The 20,421-nt window shown below is 59.8% G+C and carries 18 protein-coding genes; 9 read left to right on the forward strand and 9 right to left on the reverse strand.

Annotated elements, in window-relative coordinates; translation table 11 throughout:
• Positions 1-43: 43 nt before the first annotated feature.
• From GY791_07365 to GY791_07375, 3 genes are all read right to left on the reverse strand, one after another.
• On the reverse strand, positions 44-730 hold the full coding sequence (locus GY791_07365) for an urease accessory protein (GenBank protein ID MCP4328238.1): 687 nt from the start codon (positions 728-730) through the stop codon (positions 44-46).
• Between the two features lie 129 nt (positions 731-859).
• On the reverse strand, positions 860-2,092 hold the full coding sequence (locus GY791_07370) for a benzoate transporter (GenBank protein MCP4328239.1): 1,233 nt from the start codon (positions 2,090-2,092) through the stop codon (positions 860-862).
• A gap of 130 nt (positions 2,093-2,222) precedes the next feature.
• Entirely contained in the window at positions 2,223-3,095 is an 873-nt protein-coding gene (locus GY791_07375) for a pirin family protein (GenBank protein ID MCP4328240.1), read from the reverse strand.
• Positions 3,096-3,306: 211 nt separating this feature from the next.
• Here GY791_07375 and eutB point away from each other — a divergent pair, with 211 nt between their 5' ends.
• The 7 genes from eutB to GY791_07410 all read left to right on the forward strand — a co-directional run bounded on the left by eutB (position 3,307) and on the right by GY791_07410 (position 10,043).
• A complete protein-coding gene (gene eutB, locus GY791_07380) occupies positions 3,307-4,308 on the forward strand; it encodes a hydroxyectoine utilization dehydratase EutB (GenBank protein MCP4328241.1) in 1,002 nt (333 codons plus the stop codon).
• A gap of 11 nt (positions 4,309-4,319) precedes the next feature.
• Positions 4,320-5,312, forward strand: a complete 993-nt coding sequence (locus GY791_07385; GenBank protein MCP4328242.1) for a cyclodeaminase — start codon at positions 4,320-4,322, stop codon at positions 5,310-5,312.
• Between the two features lie 12 nt (positions 5,313-5,324).
• Positions 5,325-6,506 carry an ectoine hydrolase DoeA gene (gene doeA, locus GY791_07390; GenBank protein ID MCP4328243.1) on the forward strand — a complete coding sequence of 394 codons (1,182 nt, stop codon included), beginning with the start codon at positions 5,325-5,327 and terminating at the stop codon, positions 6,504-6,506.
• A 5-nt stretch (positions 6,507-6,511) separates the two neighbouring features.
• A complete protein-coding gene (gene doeB, locus GY791_07395) occupies positions 6,512-7,504 on the forward strand; it encodes an N-alpha-acetyl diaminobutyric acid deacetylase DoeB (protein MCP4328244.1) in 993 nt (330 codons plus the stop codon).
• Between the two features lie 111 nt (positions 7,505-7,615).
• Positions 7,616-7,903: a hypothetical protein gene (locus GY791_07400; protein ID MCP4328245.1), complete on the forward strand. Its 288-nt coding sequence runs from the start codon at positions 7,616-7,618 to the stop codon at positions 7,901-7,903.
• A 74-nt stretch (positions 7,904-7,977) separates the two neighbouring features.
• Entirely contained in the window at positions 7,978-8,589 is a 612-nt protein-coding gene (locus GY791_07405) for a DNA-3-methyladenine glycosylase I (GenBank protein ID MCP4328246.1), read from the forward strand.
• Between the two features lie 242 nt (positions 8,590-8,831).
• Positions 8,832-10,043 carry an allantoate amidohydrolase gene (locus GY791_07410; GenBank protein ID MCP4328247.1) on the forward strand — a complete coding sequence of 404 codons (1,212 nt, stop codon included), beginning with the start codon at positions 8,832-8,834 and terminating at the stop codon, positions 10,041-10,043.
• A 12-nt stretch (positions 10,044-10,055) separates the two neighbouring features.
• Here the strand turns inward: GY791_07410 and GY791_07415 are convergent, their stop codons facing one another.
• The 6 genes from GY791_07415 to GY791_07440 all read right to left on the reverse strand — a co-directional run bounded on the left by GY791_07415 (position 10,056) and on the right by GY791_07440 (position 17,651).
• On the reverse strand, positions 10,056-12,098 hold the full coding sequence (locus tag GY791_07415) for an FAD-dependent oxidoreductase (GenBank protein MCP4328248.1): 2,043 nt from the start codon (positions 12,096-12,098) through the stop codon (positions 10,056-10,058).
• A 58-nt stretch (positions 12,099-12,156) separates the two neighbouring features.
• Complete coding sequence (locus GY791_07420; GenBank protein ID MCP4328249.1) at positions 12,157-13,710, reverse strand: trimethylamine methyltransferase family protein; 1,554 nt, start codon at positions 13,708-13,710, stop codon at positions 12,157-12,159.
• A 199-nt stretch (positions 13,711-13,909) separates the two neighbouring features.
• Complete coding sequence (locus GY791_07425; GenBank protein MCP4328250.1) at positions 13,910-15,985, reverse strand: NADH:flavin oxidoreductase; 2,076 nt, start codon at positions 15,983-15,985, stop codon at positions 13,910-13,912.
• Positions 15,986-16,031: 46 nt separating this feature from the next.
• On the reverse strand, positions 16,032-16,691 hold the full coding sequence (locus GY791_07430) for an alpha/beta hydrolase (GenBank protein ID MCP4328251.1): 660 nt from the start codon (positions 16,689-16,691) through the stop codon (positions 16,032-16,034).
• Between the two features lie 265 nt (positions 16,692-16,956).
• Positions 16,957-17,325: a cysteine methyltransferase gene (locus GY791_07435; protein ID MCP4328252.1), complete on the reverse strand. Its 369-nt coding sequence runs from the start codon at positions 17,323-17,325 to the stop codon at positions 16,957-16,959.
• A gap of 41 nt (positions 17,326-17,366) precedes the next feature.
• Positions 17,367-17,651 carry a cupin gene (locus tag GY791_07440; protein MCP4328253.1) on the reverse strand — a complete coding sequence of 95 codons (285 nt, stop codon included), beginning with the start codon at positions 17,649-17,651 and terminating at the stop codon, positions 17,367-17,369.
• 212 nt (positions 17,652-17,863) lie between these two features.
• Between GY791_07440 and GY791_07445 the strand changes: the two genes are divergently transcribed.
• Together GY791_07445 and GY791_07450 are read left to right on the forward strand one after the other, a co-directional pair.
• Positions 17,864-19,567, forward strand: coding sequence for an acyl-CoA synthetase (locus tag GY791_07445; protein ID MCP4328254.1), 1,704 nt, complete (start codon positions 17,864-17,866; stop codon positions 19,565-19,567).
• 165 nt (positions 19,568-19,732) lie between these two features.
• Positions 19,733-20,419, forward strand: coding sequence for a cyclase family protein (locus GY791_07450; GenBank protein ID MCP4328255.1), 687 nt, complete (start codon positions 19,733-19,735; stop codon positions 20,417-20,419).
• Positions 20,420-20,421: the final 2 nt, after the last annotated feature.

Genomic DNA, 20,421 nt, shown 5'->3' on the forward strand with positions numbered 1-20,421 from the left:
CCCTAACGCCCAAACGAGCGCTTACCTGGCTTCATACCGATCATCACGTCAAGATGACGACGCCAAACGCGACGGTTCCGGCTCCGACGGCTCCCTGGATTACCTTGCTGCCCAAGGTGAGGAACCGAGACGCAAGGGCAAGTGGTAGCGCGATCAATGCAGAGAGCAATGCCATGCCAAGAACCGAACCAAGCGCGAAGAAAACGATATAGGTCATGCCGAGGGCCGGCTCGTCGACCGCGGCGGTTGACAAGACGAGCAGTGCCGCCGACCCCGCCATGCCATGCATCATACCGACCAACAGCGTTCTGAACGGGATACCGCGTGCATGGGTGTGGTCGTGGCCGAGCAGTCGGTGCGAACCTGATTCGCCGGCATGTGAATGGGCGTGAAAATGCACCTTGCCGTCGGCATGACGATGGGTGTGGAAGTGAATGCGGTCACGCCAAAGGCGGTAGAGCAGGTGCCCGCCAAGGGCGACGAGCATGACCCCGACACCGCGTTCGAGCCAAAGCGCCATATCGTGTCCTATGGCGGCATTGAGCAGGACCGCCGCTCCGGCGAAACCCATCAGTGTCACGGTATGGCCGATGCCCCAGACGGTTCCATGACGAACGGCCCTGCCAACGGAAGATTCCCTGGCCACGAGACTACTCACCGCGGCCACGTGGTCCGCCTCCAGCGCATGCTGCATGCCGATGAGGAAACCAAGGAACAGGATGGACAACATGATGAACCCGGCCTTGCTCTTTGTGCTTGATGGCCCGCGAGCCGATTCATTATCGGCATTGCCGTGCGGCGGACTACCTTAGCGACGGGTTTCTACGCGCGCTAGATGATTCCGCCACGGTTTCGCCACTTACTCATTCCCGGCCATCAAGTGGCGAAAGTCATCGCGCTCGAGGATCCACGAAGTTGCGAATCCGAACACAAGACCCCAGAATGGGGCGCCGATATTGAAGATCGAGATATCGGCAACCGTCACCAGAAAAGTCATCAGCGCACCGAGCGTAAAGCGTCCCCGAAAGGAGACATTGAAGGACGTCTGAAGGACACGCAACATCGCCAGACCGGCGAGGGCGGCGATGAATGATGGCGGCGTTGCGAGCATGAATCGCGTAAAAATTGGCGCAAGAATGCCGAATACCAATGCGATGAACGCGACAAAGAGGCCTGCGGTGTATTGGCGGCTCTTTTCGCCGCTGCCGGCTAGAATGGCATTGACCGGGCCGGTGAGGCAGGTCGGCGCCGTGCCGACCACGGCGACCGCCATCGATCCGAAACCGCAGGCGCTGGCGATGGCGTTGATCGGAGGCTTGTGGCCGGCGGCGGTCAAAACCGCGAAACCTTGACCGTTTTGAACGACCAGCACGGTGATGGCCAATGGCACGACAAGCTCGACCATGGCCTGCCACGAGAAATCGGGCATCTGGATCGTTGGCGGGGCCAAAGCAAGGGGTGCTGCGCCGAACGGCGCGAAGGCGTCCAGAGCGATCATCGCAATGATGCCGACGACAAGGGCTCCAATTAGCGGCGGTAAATATCGGCCGAGGCGCGGCAATCCTGTCAAGGCGACGAAAGCTGCGGCCATCGGCGCTGCTATCCAGAAATCGTCCCGCATCGCGAATATGAGATCGATGCCGAACTTGAGAAATACGCCGGCGACCATCGCCATGACGATGGGCATTGGAATAGCAGACATCGGTTTTTTCACCCAGCCGGTCAGGCCGAGCAGCAGCATTAATACACCCGTGGCATAGAAGGCGCCGATGACCTCAGGGAATGTCAGGGTCTCCAATGCCGGGCCGACCAAGACCGTTCCTGGAATGGTCCAGAAAAAGACCAACGGCTGGCGATAGATCAGACAGAATGGGATGGTGACCAGACTGTTGATGAAAAAGCAGCCAAACAGCCACGACGCCATATCCGATTCCGATAGTCCCCCTTGCGCTCCGACCGACAGGACAACGGCCACCGGTCCCGAGGCCGCGAACACGAACGCAACGAAAGCGCTGGCAGCGTAAGTCGTGCCAAAGTCGCGCCAAATCTCACCGGGGCGCGGTAGCGGCCATTGTCCTCCCTCAATGGTCATTTGTTGCCGAATGGAACGCGGGGGCAAATCAAGATCGTCCCGTTTAGCGTCAGTAAGACCAGCCGCAATAGAGCACCGGCGGCCGCTTGGGCAAGCGATTTTCGGTCGCCGCGCCGCAAGCAAACTCCGACTATCCTTTCGGCAGCGGGATGAAATCGGACTCGCCGTGAATTTTCGGAAAGCGGTTATTGGCCCAATCTTCCTTGGCCCGGTCGATGCGTTGCTGGGAGCTGGCGACAAAATTCCACCATATCAAGCGCTTGCCATCGATCTGCGCACCGCCGAGAAGCATCAATTTGGATGGAATCTCGGCATGGACAGTGACTTCCAGGCCCGGAGATAGGACCGCCAATTGGGTGCTGGCCATTCTGTGGTCTCCGATCGATATGGCCCCGTCAACGACATATATTGCTCGCTCGGCGTGCTCTTCGGGGATTGTCAGTGCGCTTATCGCTGGCATGTCCACGTCGAGGTAAAACGTGTCCATAGGGGTTTCCACCGGTGAGGTTTCGCCGAAGGCCGTGCCGGCGATTAGGCGCATACGAACATCGTCGCGCTCGATCGACGGCAAAGAATCCGCCGGGTGATGGTGGAATTCCGGTTCGGCATCTTCGGCTTGCCGGGGCAACGCAACCCATGACTGGATTCCATGCATGCATTGTCCCGAACTCCTTTCTGCCGGGCCGGTACGCTCAGAATGGGCAATGCCGCGCCCCGCAGTCATCCAGTTTACGTCGCCGGGGTGTATTTCCTGTACCACGCCCAAGCTGTCACGATGCGTCATCGCGCCTTCGAACAGGTAGGTTACGGTGGCGAGTCCGATGTGCGGGTGTGGCCGTACATCGATCCCCGTGCCCGCCTCGAAGTCGACCGGTCCATAGTGGTCGAAGAATATGAATGGCCCGACCATCTGCCGCTTGGCGGACGGAAGTACGCGTCGGACGACGAGATCGCCGATATCGCGTTCCCGGGGTGCGATGATGAGTTCGATGACGTCGGTCACGATGAATGCCTTTCGTCCAGAAATCCCGCCAATGGATGAGCATTGTATAGGCGGACACGAAACCGAGGTCGACCCCGCGATGCGTCGCTCCTCGGTGGACCTGTCACGTCCGTCTAAGGAACGCGCGCCGCTCTGTCTCGACAACCGGACCAAATTCGCCTACGCAAGCGGTGGCCCCAATATGGTCCTGATCCCACGATGAACGTATCGAATGAACGACAAAGTTACCTTGGATGATATCTATCTTGCGCGGACGGCTCTCGCCGGTCGCTTGCGACGCACGCCGTTGGTTTTATCGGCTTCGCTCAGCGCGTTGTGCGGCGCTCCGGTCTACCTCAAGCTCGAGCATCAGCAGATCACCGGCAGCTTCAAACTGCGCGGCGCCACGAATGCCGTTAGTCGGTTGACGGAGGAACAACGACGCCGGGGAATCGTCGGCGTATCGACCGGCAACCATGGGCGCGGGTTGGCCTACGCAGCAAAGCAAGCGAATCTTCATTGTATTATCTGTATGTCCAGCCTCGTGCCGCGTAACAAGATTGACGGAATCGAGGCGCTTGGTGCCGAGGTACGGATCGTCGGTGATTCTCAGGACGACGCGCAGCGCGAGGTCGATCGGCTGATCAGCGAGCAGGGCATGACCATGGTACCGCCGTTCGATCATCGCGACGTCATCGCCGGTCAGGGAACGCTGGGCCTTGAAATCGTCGAGGACCTGGCCGAGGTCGCAACTATCATCGTCCCGCTATCGGGTGGCGGACTGATCAGCGGCATCGCCCTAGCAACGAAAGCGGCCAATCCGGACGTCAGGGTGATCGGAGTCACGATGGAAAAGGGCGCCGCGATGTATGAAAGCCAGCGCGCCGGCAAGCCGGTCGAAGTCGAAGAGCTGCCGACGCTTGCCGATTCTCTCGGTGGCGGTGTCGGCGCCGACAATCGTTACACATTCAAGATGGTCCGCGATCTGGTCGACGACATCGTTTTGATTTCCGAGCATGATATCGCGGCCGGCATACGCCATGCCTATTGGAGCGAGCAACAGGTCATCGAGGGCGGTGGGGCGGTCGGCTTGGGCGCGTTGCTGGCGGGGCGGGTCGAGATCCACGGGCCGACTGCCGTCGTCGTTAGCGGTTGCAACATCGATATGGCCGGGCACGCCGAAATCATCGCCGCCGGGCCGCGGACCCCGGTCGCCGATACGCCGTCGAGCTAGGAATTGGAGCAATGCCGGACATCAATATTCTGACCGAATCCGAACTTCGCCAATGTGTCGTACTCGACCTCGAAACGGTGCAATGCGTCGAGGACTGCTTTCGCGCGCTGGCCACCGAGGACATCGCAATGCCGCCGATACTCAGTATGAATATTGCGGATCACAATGGTGAGATCGATGTCAAGACGGCCTATGTACCAGGTCTGGATAGCTTTGCCGTCAAGATCAGTCCCGGGTTCTTCGATAATCCAAAGCTCGGGCTGCCAAGTGTAAACGGCCTCATGGTCGCGCTCAGCGCCAAAACGGGCTTGGTCGAGGCGGTGCTCTTGGACAATGGCTATTTGACCGATATCAGGACCGCGGCGGCGGGTGCGGTCGCCGCCAAATGGCTCGCCCGATCCGATTGCCGAAGCGTCGGCATCGTCGGGGCCGGAGTGCAGGCGGGCCTTCAACTGCGGGCGCTTACCCTTGTGCGCGAAATCGAAGCCGTTAGCGTCTGGGCACGCGATTTCGAGAAAGCATCAAATTTCGCCGCTGAATTAGAGTCGTCGCTGGATATTGCCGTGACGCCCCGCGCTACGCCACGAGAGGTGATTGAAGGCCATGACATCGTGGTCACGACGACTCCATCGACCGTGCCGTTGATCGAGGCCGATTGGCTGTTGCCTGGCCAACATATCACCACGATGGGCTCGGATGCGGAACATAAGAACGAACTCGATCCGGCCGCCGTCTCGCGGGCCGATCTATTCGTCTGCGATCGCCTTGGTCAAAGCCGTGTTGTTGGCGAGGTCCATCATGCGATCGAGGCTGGTGTCGTGGCCGCGGATGAAGCTTTTCCAGAGCTCGGACAGGTCATCGCGGGACAGGTTGGGGGGCGATCCTCGGACGCGGAAATCACGATTTGCGATTTGACCGGGACCGGTGTTCAGGATACCGCGATCGCGACATTTGCCCTTGCCCGTGCCTCCGCGGCTGAGCTCGGCACGCTATTTAGTTCTTGAGCGGGGATCGATATGGCCGACATGACACTCAATTTCGAACGCAGCGAATATGACGAGCGAATCGCCAAAACACGGTCGGCGATGGCGGCGCGCGATATCGACCTATTGATCGTGACCGATCCCTCCAACATGGCATGGCTTACCGGCTATGACGGGTGGTCGTTCTATGTTCACCAGTGCGTCCTGCTCGCGCTCGAGGACGAGCCGGTTTGGTATGGCCGGGGCCAGGACGCAAACGGCGCCAAGCGTACGGTCTTCATGGCCCACAGCAATATCATCGGGTATCCGGACAACTACGTTCAATCGACCGAGCGTCACCCCATGGACCTGCTTAGCACGATTATTGGCGACCGGGGCTGGAGCAAGGCGACAATTGGCGTCGAGATGGAGAACTATTACTTCAGCGCCGCCGCCTTTGTCGCTTTGCAACGGGGCCTTCCGGATGCCGTGCTGAGAGACGCGACGGCGCTGGTCAATTGGCAGCGGGCGATCAAGTCGCCCCGGGAATTAGACTATATGCGCACCGCCGGTCGCATCGTCAGCGCCATGCATCAACGCATTCTCGAACTCGTCGAGCCGGGAATGCGTAAGAACGAATTGGTCGCAGAAATCTATCGCGCCGGCATTCGTGGTGTTCAGGGCGCCGGCGGAGATTATCCCGCCATCGTTCCCATGTTGCCGACGGGCCGTGATGCTTCGGCGCCGCACTTGACCTGGGACGATCGGCCGATGGAATCGGGTGCGGGGACTTTCTTTGAGATCAGTGGCTGTTACAGACGCTATCATTGTCCGTTGTCCCGGACGATCTATCTCGGCACGCCGCCGCAAAAGGTCCGGGACGCGGAACGGGCACAACTCGAGGGTATCGAAGCGGCGCTCGAAGCGGCACGGCCGGGCAACACGTGTGAAGAGGTCGAGGCCGCGTGGCGCCGGGTCATCGCCAGCCACGGCATCGAAAAAGAAAGTCGTTGCGGTTACTCGATTGGCCTTAGCTATCCGCCGGACTGGGGCGAGCGTACGATGAGTCTGCGACCTGGAGACAAGACAGTGATCGAGGAGGGCATGACCTTTCATTTTATTCCCGCCTTGTGGTTCGACGATTGGGGCCTCGAAATCACCGAGAGTATCGCAATCACGGCGGCGGGAAACGAGCTCCTGGCCGACGTTCCGCGCCATCTCTTCGTGAAGGATTGATCGATATGAAACCGTCGCCGATCAAGCCGACAGTCGATTTTGACCGTGACGGTGTTCAACACGGGTTCCTGAGATTGCCCTATTCGCGGGATGATTCCGCCTGGGGCGCGATCATGATTCCGATCACCGTCGTGCGAAACGGGGAGGGGCCAACGGCACTCTTGACGGGAGCCAATCATGGCGACGAATTCGAGGGCCCGATCGCGCTCTTCGATCTTGCAAATGGACTTCGCGCCGACGAAATCACCGGTCGCGTGATCATCGTGCCGGGCATGAATCACCCGGCATTCTGCGCCGGACGAAGAACGTCACCGATCGACAACGGAAATCTGAATCGGTCCTTCCCGGGACGGCCGGACGGGACCGTGACCGAGCGGATCGCCGACTATTTTCAGCGGTTCCTATTGCCCGGCGCCAATATCGTCCTCGATATTCACTCCGGTGGGCGCACCCTGGAATTCATACCCTACGCGGCGATTCACGCGTTGGATGACGCCGGGCAGCAGGCGCGGTGCCAGGCGGCGATGGATGCATTCAATGCACCCTATAGTCTGAAGCTGATCGAACTCGATGTGATCGGCATGTACGACACCGCAGCCGAGGAAATGGGCAAGGTGTTTCTTTCGACCGAACTCGGCGGTGGCGGTACGGCAAGCGCACATACTGTCGAGATCGCCAAACGCGGCATTCGGAACGTTCTCAAGCACGTGGGGATCTTGTCAGGGGAACCGGAGCGCAGCGAAACGGTCAATCTCGATATGCCGGATGACAGCTGCTACGTAATCAGCCACAGCAGCGGCCTGTTGGAGATGTGCGTCGACCTCGGCGCGATGGTTAGCAAGGGCGATGTCATCGGGCGTGTTTTTGATGTGACGCGAACGGGCGTTGAACCGGTCGAGTATCGAGCCGGCATCGATGGTCTTCTCGCCGGACGGCATTTTCCAGGCCATGTCAAAATGGGCGATTTTCTTGCCCTGGTGGCGGTCCCGCAAGACTGAGCACTTTCCGCTGAGGTGAGAGCCGCGGCGCAACCGCCTCGCCGATTCGGTGGTTGGCGATTTCCATCCGGCATAACTGCCAAGATTTTCCACTACAGGAGAACAAATCCGATGTATTTCGTACTGCTCAAGTTTTCGGACAACAAAGGTAAAGTCGGCCAGTTCCTGGAAGGCCACAAAGAATGGATCAAGCGCGGTTTCGATGACGGCGTGTTCTTGTTGGTCGGTAGTCTGCAGCCCAATTTGGGCGGTGGGATTGTGGCACACAATTCATCACTGTCGGATCTGCAAAGCAGAGTGGATCGTGATCCGTTTGTGGCTGAAAAGGTGGTGAAAGCTGAAATCTTGGAAATCGCCCCGTCAAAAGCCGATGCACGGCTGAATTTTTTGCTCGATTGAGCAATTTTCATCCCTAAAGGTTTCTGGAATGAAATCGGATAACCGAGGGGCAATAAACGTGGGAATGTCGGCATATGAGCGCGACGATATCAGGCCCAGATGGGAAATTGCGTTGCCGCTGGTGCGGTGCCGCGCCGGATTTTCTCGACTATCACGATACCGAATGGGGTTTCCCAGTCAGTGATGATCATCGCTTATTTGAGAAATTGAGCCTGGAGAGTTTTCAATCCGGATTGAGCTGGCGCACCATCCTCGCCAAGCGCGAGAACTTTCGCGCAGCGTTTCATGAATTCGATTTCGATAGGGTAGCGCGCTTTACTCAGCGCGACGTCGATCGTCTGCTCAAGGACAAAGGCATCGTCCGCCATCGTGGCAAGATCGAGGCGGTCATCAACAATGCACGACGAGCCCACGAACTTGTCAAACAGGAAGGCTCGCTCGCAGCGTTCATATGGCGTTACGAACCTGACATCGAGTTGCTGGCAAAACCGCAGACTGTGTCGACCTCAGCGGAATCGCTTGTCCTGTCGAAGGATCTCAAGAAGCAAGGCTGGAAATTTGTCGGACCGACTACGGTTTTTGCCTTCATGGAAGCAATGGGGTTGATCAACGATCATGTTGAGGACTGCGTGATCAGAGCCAAAGTTGAACGCGCGCGGAAGAGTTTTAGGCGGCCAGGGCACTAAGAGACCGTTCGAGAAAGGGTTCGACGGCGGATGGTGCGCGGGAGCCACCTACCGGGATCCGCGGTGGTGTGCTTGATTCCAAACACCGACGACGCATTGGAATTTGTATACAAAATTACTATAATCATGTATCCAATATTTGATCAGGGTCATCCTTGCCCCTTGTCCCTTATACGGAGCGCACCGTGACCGAAACCGAATCTGGAACAATTGCGACCGACGGTCGATTGGGCGCGGAGATCATGGACCGGTTGCATCAACTGGCCGGCCACTCGGAATCGGCGGAAGGGTTGACGCGGGTTTATCTGAGCGTGGAGGAAAAGGCTGCCGGCGAGCTCCTGATTGGATGGATGAAGGAGGCGGGGATGTCCGCCGACTTCGACGCCGTCGGCAATGTCGTCGGGCGATATGAGGGGATGACACCGGGCCTCCCTGCCGTCGTGACCGGTTCCCATTACGACGCGGTTCGCAATGCGGGAAGCTATGATGGCATGCTCGGCGTCGTGCTGCCGATATCGTGCGTGAAGATTATGCACGAGGCCGGCGAGCGCCTGCCCCATGCGATCGAGGTCATCGGCTTCGCCGACGAGGAAGGGGTCCGCTTTCAATCGACGTTACTTGGCAGCCGTGCCATTGCCGGAACACTCGCCCCCGAGACCCTCAACAAGAAGGACAGCGATGGGATGACGATGGCCGAGGCTTTGACCGCCTTCGGCCTCGACCCAGCCCGGATCGCTGATGCCGCGCACCGCCCGGAAGACGTACTCGCCTATGTCGAGGTCCACATCGAACAGGGCCCGGTATTGGAGCAGGAAGGGTTGCCGGTTGGTATCGTGACTTCGATCGCCGGGGCCAATCGCTTCGTCGTTCGCGTCCGTGGCCAGGCCGGCCATGCCGGCACGGTTCCGATGATGCTGCGCCGTGACGCGGCGACGGCGGCGTCGGAGATGGTGTTGGAGATAGAGAAAAGATGCCAGGGTATCGATGGCCTCGTTGGCACCGCTGGGCAGCTCTTCGTCCCCGACGGTGCCACAAACGTAATTCCGGGTGCGGCCGAGTTTACTATCGACATTCGTGCCGGCGAAGATCGAGAGCGGGAGGCGGCGGTTGGCGATGTCATGAAGTCGATCGACGCGATCGCCGACCGGCGCGGCGTCACCGTCGAAGTCGAGACATCCCACGAGGAGCGCAGCGCCAATTGTGCGGCTTGGCTTATGAACATGTTGCGCGAGTCCGTGGCTCGCGCCGGTATCGTGCCGCGGGACCTCATGAGTGGCGCTGGTCACGATGCGATGGCAATTGCCGATATCGCCGACATATCCATGCTGTTTGTTCGCTGTGGGAACGGCGGAATTAGTCACCATTCCGATGAGACGATGACGGCGGAGGACGCGGACATCTCGGCAGCAATCCTTCTCGATTTCTTCCGCAGGTTTCGACCCAAAACGAACTGAATCTGCCCCTGCTCAGAAAACATGGCAGAGACGTATGGCGTCGTATATCGCGGCGTGGATATTACGGCTCGCCACGGCGTCACCGATGCGATACAGCCTAAATTTGCCGGTTGGGTTGGCCGTAAGTTGCTGAGGCTTGCAGGCGATTAGGGCATCGATGTCGATTTCACCCCCGTTCACGGAGCCCCCGACAAGGTCGAAGTAGAGCTCGTCGACCGGCAGCGAACCGTGTTCGACGACAATTTGATCGACGTGGCGCTTGGACATCGTCTTGGCGTATTCGTTGAAGAGCTCCGCGACGAATTTGTTGCCCTCTCGGCGTACACCGATCAGCCGTTCGTTGAGCGTGATTCTGACTTGGTGCTTCGCGAAGGCGCGAAAATACGCTGGATAGTTTATGCCGCCAACGTCCGGTGCGATGACGCGTTCCGGCGAGACGATCTCTAGCGCGGCCCCGGATTCCGCGATCAGTTCTGCGCAGCTCATCCCCGGATGAGCGCCGTTATCGTCGAACAGCAACACGTCGTCCGCTGGCCTGACGTCGCGATTGAGAATATCCCATGTCGTCGTGACGAGGTCCTCACCACGGGCGAGAAACGACGAATTCGGCAGACCGCCGGTGGCAATAATGACGATATCAGGGTCTTCGGCCTGTACGTCATCGGCCTCCGCGAGCGCGTTGAAGCGCATCGCGACATCATGATGCTCGAGTTCATGAAGGCGCCAGTCGATAATCCCCATGATCTCGCGTCGACGCCTTAAGCCCGCCGCCAAACGAACCTGCCCCCCGGCCTCGTCCTGGGCCTCGAAAAGCACGACCTTGTGACCCCTTTCGGCGGACACGCGCGCCGCCTCGAGCCCGGCCGGGCCGGCGCCAACGACGACGACTTTCAAGCTCGGATTGGCGCTGCGTGAGACGACCTGCGGGATGTCGCGTTCGCGGCCGGTCGCCGGATTGTGAATGCACAGAGCCTCGCCACTCTCGTAGATGCGGTCGATGCAATAGCCGGCGCCGACGCAGGGGCGAATTCGATCCTCCTCGCCACGCTCGATCTTGGCGACGATGTGCGGGTCGGCCATATGCGCCCGCGTCATGCCGACCATGTCGAGGTAACCCGACGCGATCGCATGGCGCGCCGTCGCGATGTCGTTGATTCGCGCGGCGTGAAAAACCGGGACGCCGAGTTCGGCCTTGATCTCGCCGGCGAATTCCAAGTGCGGCGCCGCCGGGGTGCCCATACCCGGTATGACGTGGGACAGCGCCTCATCGGTTTCGATATGGCCGCGGATAACGCTGATAAAGTCGACGAGGTCGGCTCCGACCAACCGGCGCGCGATTTCAGTTCCCTCATCGCGGGACAATCCCTGGTCCCAATTCTCGTCGAGCACCATGCGAATACCGACGATGAAATCCGGTCCGACCTTTTCCCTTATGGTCTCGAGGATTCCGACGATGACGCGCATCCGGTTGTCGAGGCTGCCGCCATAGCCGTCTTGACGCCGGTTGGTCGCCGGCGACCAGAAACTGTCGGCGAAATGGCCATAGGCCTCGATCTCGACACCGTCGAGTCCACCGTCCCTGCAGCGCCTTGCCGCTTCGCCATAGGCGCTCACGATCCGGCGGATATCGAATTCCTCGGCTTCCTTCGGAAAGGCGCGGTGCGCGGGCTCGCGGATTGGCGAGGCGGAGATCACCGGCAGCCAATCGTCGGTATTCCAACTGGTACGCCGGCCGAGATGGGTGATTTGGCACATGACGGCACAGCCATGGGCGTGGACCGCCTCGGAAAGCGCACCAAACCAGGGCACGATCTCGTCCTTGTAGATGTGCAAATTGCCGAAGGCCGCTGGGCTGTCCGGCGTCACGATCGAAGACCCGCCGATCATGGTCAGCGCGATGCCGCCCTTCGCCTTTTCCTCGTGGTAGAGACGATAGCGTTCCGCAGGCATGCCATCTTCGGAATAGGCCGGTTCGTGGCTGGTGCTCATGACCCGGTTCTTCAGGGTCAAATGCTTAAGTTGGAATGGCTGCAGGAGTGGGTCGTTCGCTGGCATCCTATCGATCCGTCAATCGGTTTGCGTCTGGCAACGGACGTCTATGCGGCCCGTGTAGTCAATACCACGCGTCGGGCATGGCTTCTTTTTTCTTGGTGATGAAAGACACAAGCGCCTCGTCGACTCCTGGGTCGATCGATGGCGGCTCGTAGGCGGCGAGCATTTCCTTCCATCGCGCGTTGGCGCGGGTTTCGGCATCTTTCTCGCCGGCATCCCGCCACTGCTCCCACGAGTTGTTGTCGGCCAAATCGGAATCATAGAAGGCGTCGGTATAATTCGCCATCGTGTGGGCACAACCGAGGAAATGCTTGCCGGGGCCGACCTCGCGGAAGGCGTCGAGGGCGAAGGCATTGTCGTCCAAGCTGAGTCCCTGGAGGAAAACATGCATCATGCCGAGATGATCGGCGTCGAGCATGAATTTTTCATAGCTCATTACCAGGGCGCCCTCCAGCCAACCGGCGGCGTGAAGGATGAAACTGGCGCCGGAGAGAAGGGCAGGCATCAGCGAATCGGCACTTTCCTGGGCGGCTTGGGCGTCGGCCGTCTTGGCGCTGGTCAACGCGCCCCCGCAACGCAACGGGACACCCAGGCGCCGCGCCAATTGGCCGACGGCAAGGTACGCCAGCGCCGGCTCCGGCATGCCAAAGGTCGGGGCGCCGGAACGCAGCGACATGGAGCTTAGGAAATTTCCATAGATGGCCGGCGCCCCGGGCCGGACCAATTGGGTCAGCGCAACCCCGACCATGGCCTCGGCATGCGCCTGTGCCAGCGCCCCGGCGGTGGTGACCGGCCCCATTGCACCGCCGAGGATGAAGGGCACGACGACAGTGGCCTGGTTGGCGGCGGCATAAGCACGCAGGGAGCCGCTCATGGCGATGTCGTAGACGAGGGGCGAGTTGACATTGATGTTGCTAAGGATCACGCAATTCTTGTCGACGAAATCGGCGCCGAACAGGACCCGGCACATATCGATCGAATCCTCCGCTCTCTCAGGCTGGGTCACGGAGCCCATGAACGGTTTGTCCGACAACCGCATGTGGGCATAGACCATATCGAGGTGCCGCTTGTTGACGGGGACGTCAACCGGTTCGCAAATCGTGCCGCCGGAATGGTGCAGCCACCGCGACATGTAGGCGAGCTTGATAAAATTCTCGAAATCCTCGAGCGTGCCGTAGCGTCGCCCCTTGTCGAGATCACGCACGAACGGTGAGCCGTAGGCAGGGGAGAAGACGACGGTATCGGCACCGTAGGAAACCGAGCGCGCGGGATTGCGCGCATGCTGGGTAAAAGTCGAGGGCGTGGTGCGCTGGACGATGTCGCGAACCATGCCGCGATCGAAGCGGACGCGCTCCTCCTTCACGTCGGCGCCCGCCTCGCGCCAAAGGCGTAAGGTCTCAGGATCGTTGCGGAACTCGATTCCGATCTCTTGCAACAAGATATCCGCATTGTCTTCGATCGCGGCGAGGCCGTCTTCGCTGAGCAGCTCGAAAAAGGGAATTTTCCGCGTGATATACGGCGGTGCGGCGACCGAAGACGCCGCACGAGTCTTGGGTCCGCGCCGCGGACGGCGCCTTCGACGTTTGTTTGCCGTAGTAGATTGCTCTTGGCTCATTGACGATCCGCCGAATGGGCTGGGGTGATTTGGCCGACATGTGCAACGTTCATGATAAACCTACGCCAAGTTGGTCCCTTTGTGACCGTTGAATACGCGGTCGGTCGACCGTTTTCGGGTCTGCAAGTTTTTCGCGAGCCGATCGCGTCGTCTCATACGCTGTTCGCTTCCGTCGCGGGTGGATCGGCTTTGGACGGGGTCAAGCAAGCTCGACAGGCCTTGGCAGCTCACGCTTGAAGGGCGGGGCGTCGCCCAGCTCGGGCCCATCCAACTCCTGCGCGTAGCGGTGTCCGGCATAGACGGCATGGGCGATTGTCGCCGGCGCGGCGGCGTCGCCGATCGTCTGCACCGAACGTATCCCCGCGTCGGCCCATTCCTCGCGACGCGACTGAAGATCGAGATAGAGTTGATTTTCGGGCAGGCGTGCGGTTACCAGAACACAGCAGTCAGACGTGGATTCTCTTTTTCGCCCGGTGTAGACGCAGGCGCTCTCGACTCGGTCGCGGCGGACCGCGGTTACGGCACGCAGGGCGACGATTTCAACGCCAAGCTCCAGCAGGCGTGTCTGAATCCGCGCTTGTTCCAGCGTGTTGTGGGTCCAATTTGAAACATCCGCCGCCGGCGTGATCAGAGTTACGGTGTTTCCTTCCGAAACCAGCAACTCCGCCAGCACCCCACCCATGTAGTAGTGGTCATCGTCATAGACAACGACATGTCCCTCGGGGCGTTGACCGGAGAAGAGATCGTCGGGTGCAAGGACGATGGCATCGTCCGCGATCTCAATCGGTTGCATATGGAACCGGGCGATGCCGTCCGCGCGCCATGTAGCGCCGGTCGCCACGACGACATGGTCAAAGCCGAATTCAAGCACGTGACCGGCGTCGAGGGCACTATCGTAAAAGACCTCCACATTCGGCAGGCGATGGAGTGCCTGGACACGGTAATCGCGCACCCGCCCCCACGCCGCCAGGCCGGGAAGCCCGCACTCCTTCGCGACACGACCGCCGGGCTCGGTAGATGCCTCCGCGAGGGCCACCTCGTAGCCACGAAGGCCGAGGGCGCGAGCGCATTCGAGTCCGGACGGCCCGGTACCGATCACCAAGACTTTGGTGTCCGATTCCTTGGCACGGATGCGTTCGGGATGCCAGCCGCGCCGCCACTCTTCACCCATCGTCGGGTTTTGTGTGCAGCGGATCGGCGACATCGTGTTGTCGCCGGACACGCATATGTTGCAACCAATGCATTCGCGGATCTCGTCGATCCGGCCTTCTTCGATCTTGCGCGGTAAAAAAGGATCCGCGATCGATGGGCGCGCGGCGCCGATCAAATCGAGGATACCGCGCCTGATCTGAGAAACCATGGCGTCGGGAGAGGTGAATCTACCGACACCGACAACCGGTTTTGTGGTCAGTGACTTGATGCCCGCAACGAAGGGCTCCTGGAAGCCTTCCGGCGAAAATCGTGATGTTTGAGAGTCGTTTGACCAGCCGCTCATGACGATATCCCAAAGATCGGGCAATTCGGCCAGCATCGCGATCACTTCAAGCGATTCTTCTTTGGTTATGCCCTCGGAACCGAGCATTTCGTCCACCGACATGCGGACCGCGACGGCGCAGGTATCGCCGATGGTGTCCTTCGTGTCCTCGATGATTTCGCGGAACAGGCGGGCGCGGTTTTCCAGGTTCCCGCCATATTCGTCGGTGCGGTCATTGTGGCGCCGTGAAAGAAAATGCTGGGTCGTGGTCATGTTGTGCCCGGCATAGGCGTAAACGATATCGAACCCCGCCTTTCGCGCGCGCAAGGCCGCGTTGCGGTGCCAGCGGCGAAAGTTGGCGATATCTTGCCGGTCCATGGCGCGGGCCTGCACCGGTTCGTGGTTCGACGTTTCGATCGGCCGATGGGCGGGCCCCAGAGGGACTTCTCTTGTGAATGAATTGGGGACGTGCATCCCATTGTGGACCAATTCGATACCCGCCAACGCGCCATGGGCGTGAACCGCATCGACCATTCTCGACAGCATCGGAATATCGCGGTCGTCCCAAATGCGCAGTTCGATATAGGGTGTCAGGTCGGCACTGTGGTGAATTTCCGTTTCTTCCGTGCACACGACTCCCCAGCCGCCCTCCGCTTTGACGCCCCGCATTGCCGCCATACCGGACGGGTCGCGATGGCCCATGCCATTGCAGTGGGGCACTTGATAGAAGCGGTTGCGCGTTGTGACCGGACCGATTCTTACCGGCTCGAAAAGAATGTCGTAACGCGAATCTTTTGTCATGAAACCACCATTCGCTCTTTCCGATGTCGAGAACGGGACCGCGACGTTAGGTCAGATCAACTATGAAAGCGGCCATGACGGACAGCATCTCGTCCGCCAACTCAATATGCGGGTCGTGACCGCAATCGGGACTGAGTGCCGTAAGCGGGCAACGCGCTAGGGCGCAAAGGCGCTCCAACTGGGCTCCCGTCCCGTAGACGTCGTGGCGGCCGCGGATGGCCAGGATGGGACACCTCACTTTGGGCACATGTTCTTCGATGTTCCAGTTTTCGTATCCCGCCTGCAGCCAGGATTCGTTCCAGCCATAGAAGGCGCCGTCGACATTCTCACCGTGATGGCGCTGGAGCTTCTCGCGCAGGTCCTGCTTTTCGAAGGCGTCGCGTGCCTCGGCAATGGCGTTCAACGTTGCCGGCTCCGCATTCATGTGGGCTGCCTCAACGATGACCCCCCGCACCCCCGTCGCCCCCGATGCCGCATAGACCAAAGCCATTGACGCGCCGTCCGAATGTCCGATCAGTACCATGTCGTCGATCGATGCCGCGTCCAGAACCTTCGGGAACGTGCTGAGCGCATCGTCCTGTATGTAGTTGATTTGACGCCGCCAAGGTTTCGGAGCGGGATCCGAGGTTCCGTATCCGAGTCGGCTGTAGACAAAGGCAGGACATTCGGTCGCCTGCGACAAGCGTTGCGGAAAATCACGCCACAAGGCGACACATCCGAGGCCGTGGTGCAGAAACACAAGTGTCGGTCGCCCCGGGCTCATGGTACCGAAGCGAGCGTATTCCAATCTGTGACCGTCAACGGATAGGAGCGGCATAGTCCATACGAATGAGGGAAGGCCTGACGACTGCGCAGAAAATCAACATCGACATGCGGTTCTGTCAACAATACAGGCCGAAAGCCCGGACCGGGGTTCGGCACTGCCTTGGTACGGAATACAGCGGCCACCGACTGTCAAATATATCTTCCGGTTACGCGCCAGGGTCGTAGCCGTGTGTTTCCAGCCAATCCCATCCAGGGCCGACCCACCGATAAAGCTCAAGATCGAGACGACCCCGGCGATCGAACTTGATCCCCTCGGCCTGGAGCAAACGGCGTTGTTGAGCCTCGCCGCCGCCTTCTCGCCGGACGCTGATTTTCCCGGCACTATTGACGACGCGTTGCCAGGGGACGACGTCCCCATTGGGTACTGCGGCCATCGCAAAGCCGACGACACGCGGGGTGCATCCCACGATTCGCGCAATCTGCCCGTACGTCGCGACCGATCCCGGTGGAATTTCGTTCACGAGTTCATAAATTCGCGGGTACAAATTGGATCGCTTGTTCCCGTCATCGCCCATCGGTCAATACCGGAATTCGGCCGATGACGGCGTCGCCGGCCTTATTTGATTTCGACTTCGACAAAGACGAACTCAAACTCGTTGGGGTTGGTGACATCGTGCTCGACGCCGGCTTCGCGGGAGTAAGCCAGTCCGCTCGTCAATTCGGCCTCATGGGTTCCCCCCTCGGGCCCAATCATCCTGAGCCGCCCCGTCGTTTGCGGTACGACGACGTAGTCGAATTCATGGCGGTGGTAGCCGGTCGCGGCACCCGGGGCGAAACGCCATTCGGTGACGCGCACGCGATCATTCTCGAACTGGATCGTGGGAACGGCCTTTGCCGTCATGTGCGAAGTCCCCCTTTTACCGATGCATGCCAATCGAGTTTTGGTGTGATCGGCGATGCTTTCGACCTAAGCGTATGGCAAGGCGTCGACGCCGTCAAACAACGGGTTTCTAGCGGCCTACAGTTAGCATTTACATGCCTTGAGATCGACGGATCTGGCTTTTCCTGGACCGAGCCTTTAATCGTTTAATCGTCGGTCCGTTTCGGTCCAAGATGGAGCACAATAATGGGAATTTCGATCGCCGAGAGGAGGAGAATGTCTTGAACGAGTCCGCGCCGAGCACGAGTGCGTTCGATACTGGTCTCGATCGACGAGCAGCCAACTTCGCGCCTCTGACGCCGCTAACGTTCCTGGCCCGCAGCGCCGACGTATTCCCTCACAAGACAGCGGTCATTCATGGCGACCTTCGCCTGAGTTATGGTGAGCTATATGCCAGGTGCAGGCAATTTGCGTCGGCCCTGGCGAAGCGTGGAATTGGCCGAAACGAAACGGTTTCGATCATCGCGCCAAACATTCCGGCGCTGCTGGAGGCGCATTACGGCCCGGCAATGGTCGGAGCGGTGCTGAATCCCATCAACATTCGCCTTGACCCGGCAACAATAGCCTTCACGCTCGAACACGCCCAGTCGAAGCTGTTCATCGTCGACCGTGAATTCAACGCCGCGGCGAAAGAGGCCATCGCGCTGATGGCGAGCCCGCCGCCCGTGATCGACATCGATGATCCAATGTTCGATGTCGGTGCAGGTGACCGCGCCAATTTGATTGGCGATACCGAGTATGAAGGCTTTTTGGCCGAAGGGGATCCGGACTTCGAATGGCGCCGACCATCCGATGAATGGGATGCCATCAGCCTCAACTACACGTCGGGGACCACCGGCAACCCCAAAGGCGTCGTCGTTCATCATCGGGGCGCCTACCTGAACGGACTGGGCCAGGTACTCGTTCACGGCCTCCGTCCCGACAGCCGATATCTTTGGACGTTGCCGATGTTTCACTGCAACGGATGGACGTACACCTGGGGGGTCACGGCAATCGGGGGAACTCATGTTTGCCTGCGGCGGGTCGAATCAGCACCAATCTTTGCCGCGATTGCCGACAACGGAATCACTCACATGTGCGGTGCGCCGATTGTCCTCAACATGTTGGCCAATTCAGACGCCGAAGACCGCCGCCCCTTTGACCAGCTTGTCGACGTCGCGACCGGCGGCGCGGCCCCCCCGAGTGCCGTGATCTCGGCGATGGAGGCGATGGGATTCCACGTTACCCATCTTTACGGCACCACGGAGGCTTACGGCCCGGCGACCGTATGCGCCTGGCGGGACGAGTGGGACGAACTTCCAGCCGACGCTCGAGCCGAGAAAACAGCGCGCCAAGGCGTGCGTTATCCAACTCTCGAGGAGGTCGAAGTGCTCGACCCTGAAACCATGGAGCCGGTTCCGCACGACGGGGAAACGATCGGGGAAATCATGTTGCGCGGAAATACCGTGATGAAGGGATATCTGAAGAATCCCGAAGCGACCGAAGCGGCATTCATGGGCGACTGGTATCACAGCGGCGATCTGGCCGTGGTTTATCCGGACGGCTATATCGAGGTCAAAGACCGATCGAAGGACATTATTATTTCCGGCGGCGAAAACATTTCCACGCTCGAGGTCGAAAGTGTTCTCTATCGTCATCCCGCCGTTCTCGAGGCCGCCGTCGTCGCCCGTCCGGACGAGAAGTGGGGCGAAACGCCGTGCGCGTTCGTGACGCTGAAGCAGGGGGCGGAAGTCGGAGACGGTGAGATCATCGACCATTGCCGCAATAACATGGCCCGCTTCAAGGTCCCCAAGACGATTGTGTTCGGGCCGTTGCCAAAAACATCGACCGGAAAAGTTCAGAAATACGAATTGCGTGAACGAGCCCGCGGCATGTGAAGGATCGCCACATCGGATGTTCGTTACCGCCGTCGAGCCTGGCGCCGGGTATACATCCCGCATCCAAACGCCCGACAGCGGCGGAATTGACGGTCGGCTGGTCTCGGTCCACGCTGCTCCGCCTTCGATCGCATGATGGCGAATCGATAATCCAGGAGGACGAAGATGCATATCATCGACCTTTCCTTGCCGGTAGAGGACGGCGCCGGTCGCCTTAAGGTCGATGTTTCGTTTTCGACGCCCTATCGCCATGACGAATGCGGTTGGCAAGGATCGACGTTTACGATGTTTTGCCATTACGCCACGCATGTCGACGCGCCCGTGCACTTCATTCCCGGCGGTGAAAGCATCGACCGCGTTCCGCTCGGCAAGCTCATCGGACCGGCGGCGGTGATCGATCTATCGGACCATGGTGAGAACATGGGGATCACCGGCGATACGCTCGAGGAGCGGGGCCGGCATGTCGTTGGCGGCGACATCGCCATCCTGCGCACCGGTTGGACCGATGCGTGTTGGGGCACGGACCCGTTTTGGACGACAGGGCCTTTCCTCGACGGCGACGGCGCCGATTGGCTCGTGGAGCGCGGCGTCAATGCGGTCGTTTATGACTTTTCCGAGGAGTTTGTCGTGCGAGAGCCGGGTTTTCGTGGTGAGGATTGCGAAATTCACCACAAGATCCTGGGCCGCGACATTTACAACATCGAATATGTCCACAACCTCTCGGCCATTACCCGGCCGCGCTGCACGATCGTGGCGCTGCCATTGAAACTCGCCGGACTCGATGGCGCGCCGGCGCGGGTGCTCGCAATCGAAGGGTTGGACCTGCCGGGTGAGTTCAAGGTCTCTTCGTAGTT

This window comes from Alphaproteobacteria bacterium (assembly GCA_024244705.1).
In the GTDB taxonomy this organism is placed as follows: Bacteria; Pseudomonadota; Alphaproteobacteria; order JAAEOK01; family JAAEOK01; genus JAAEOK01.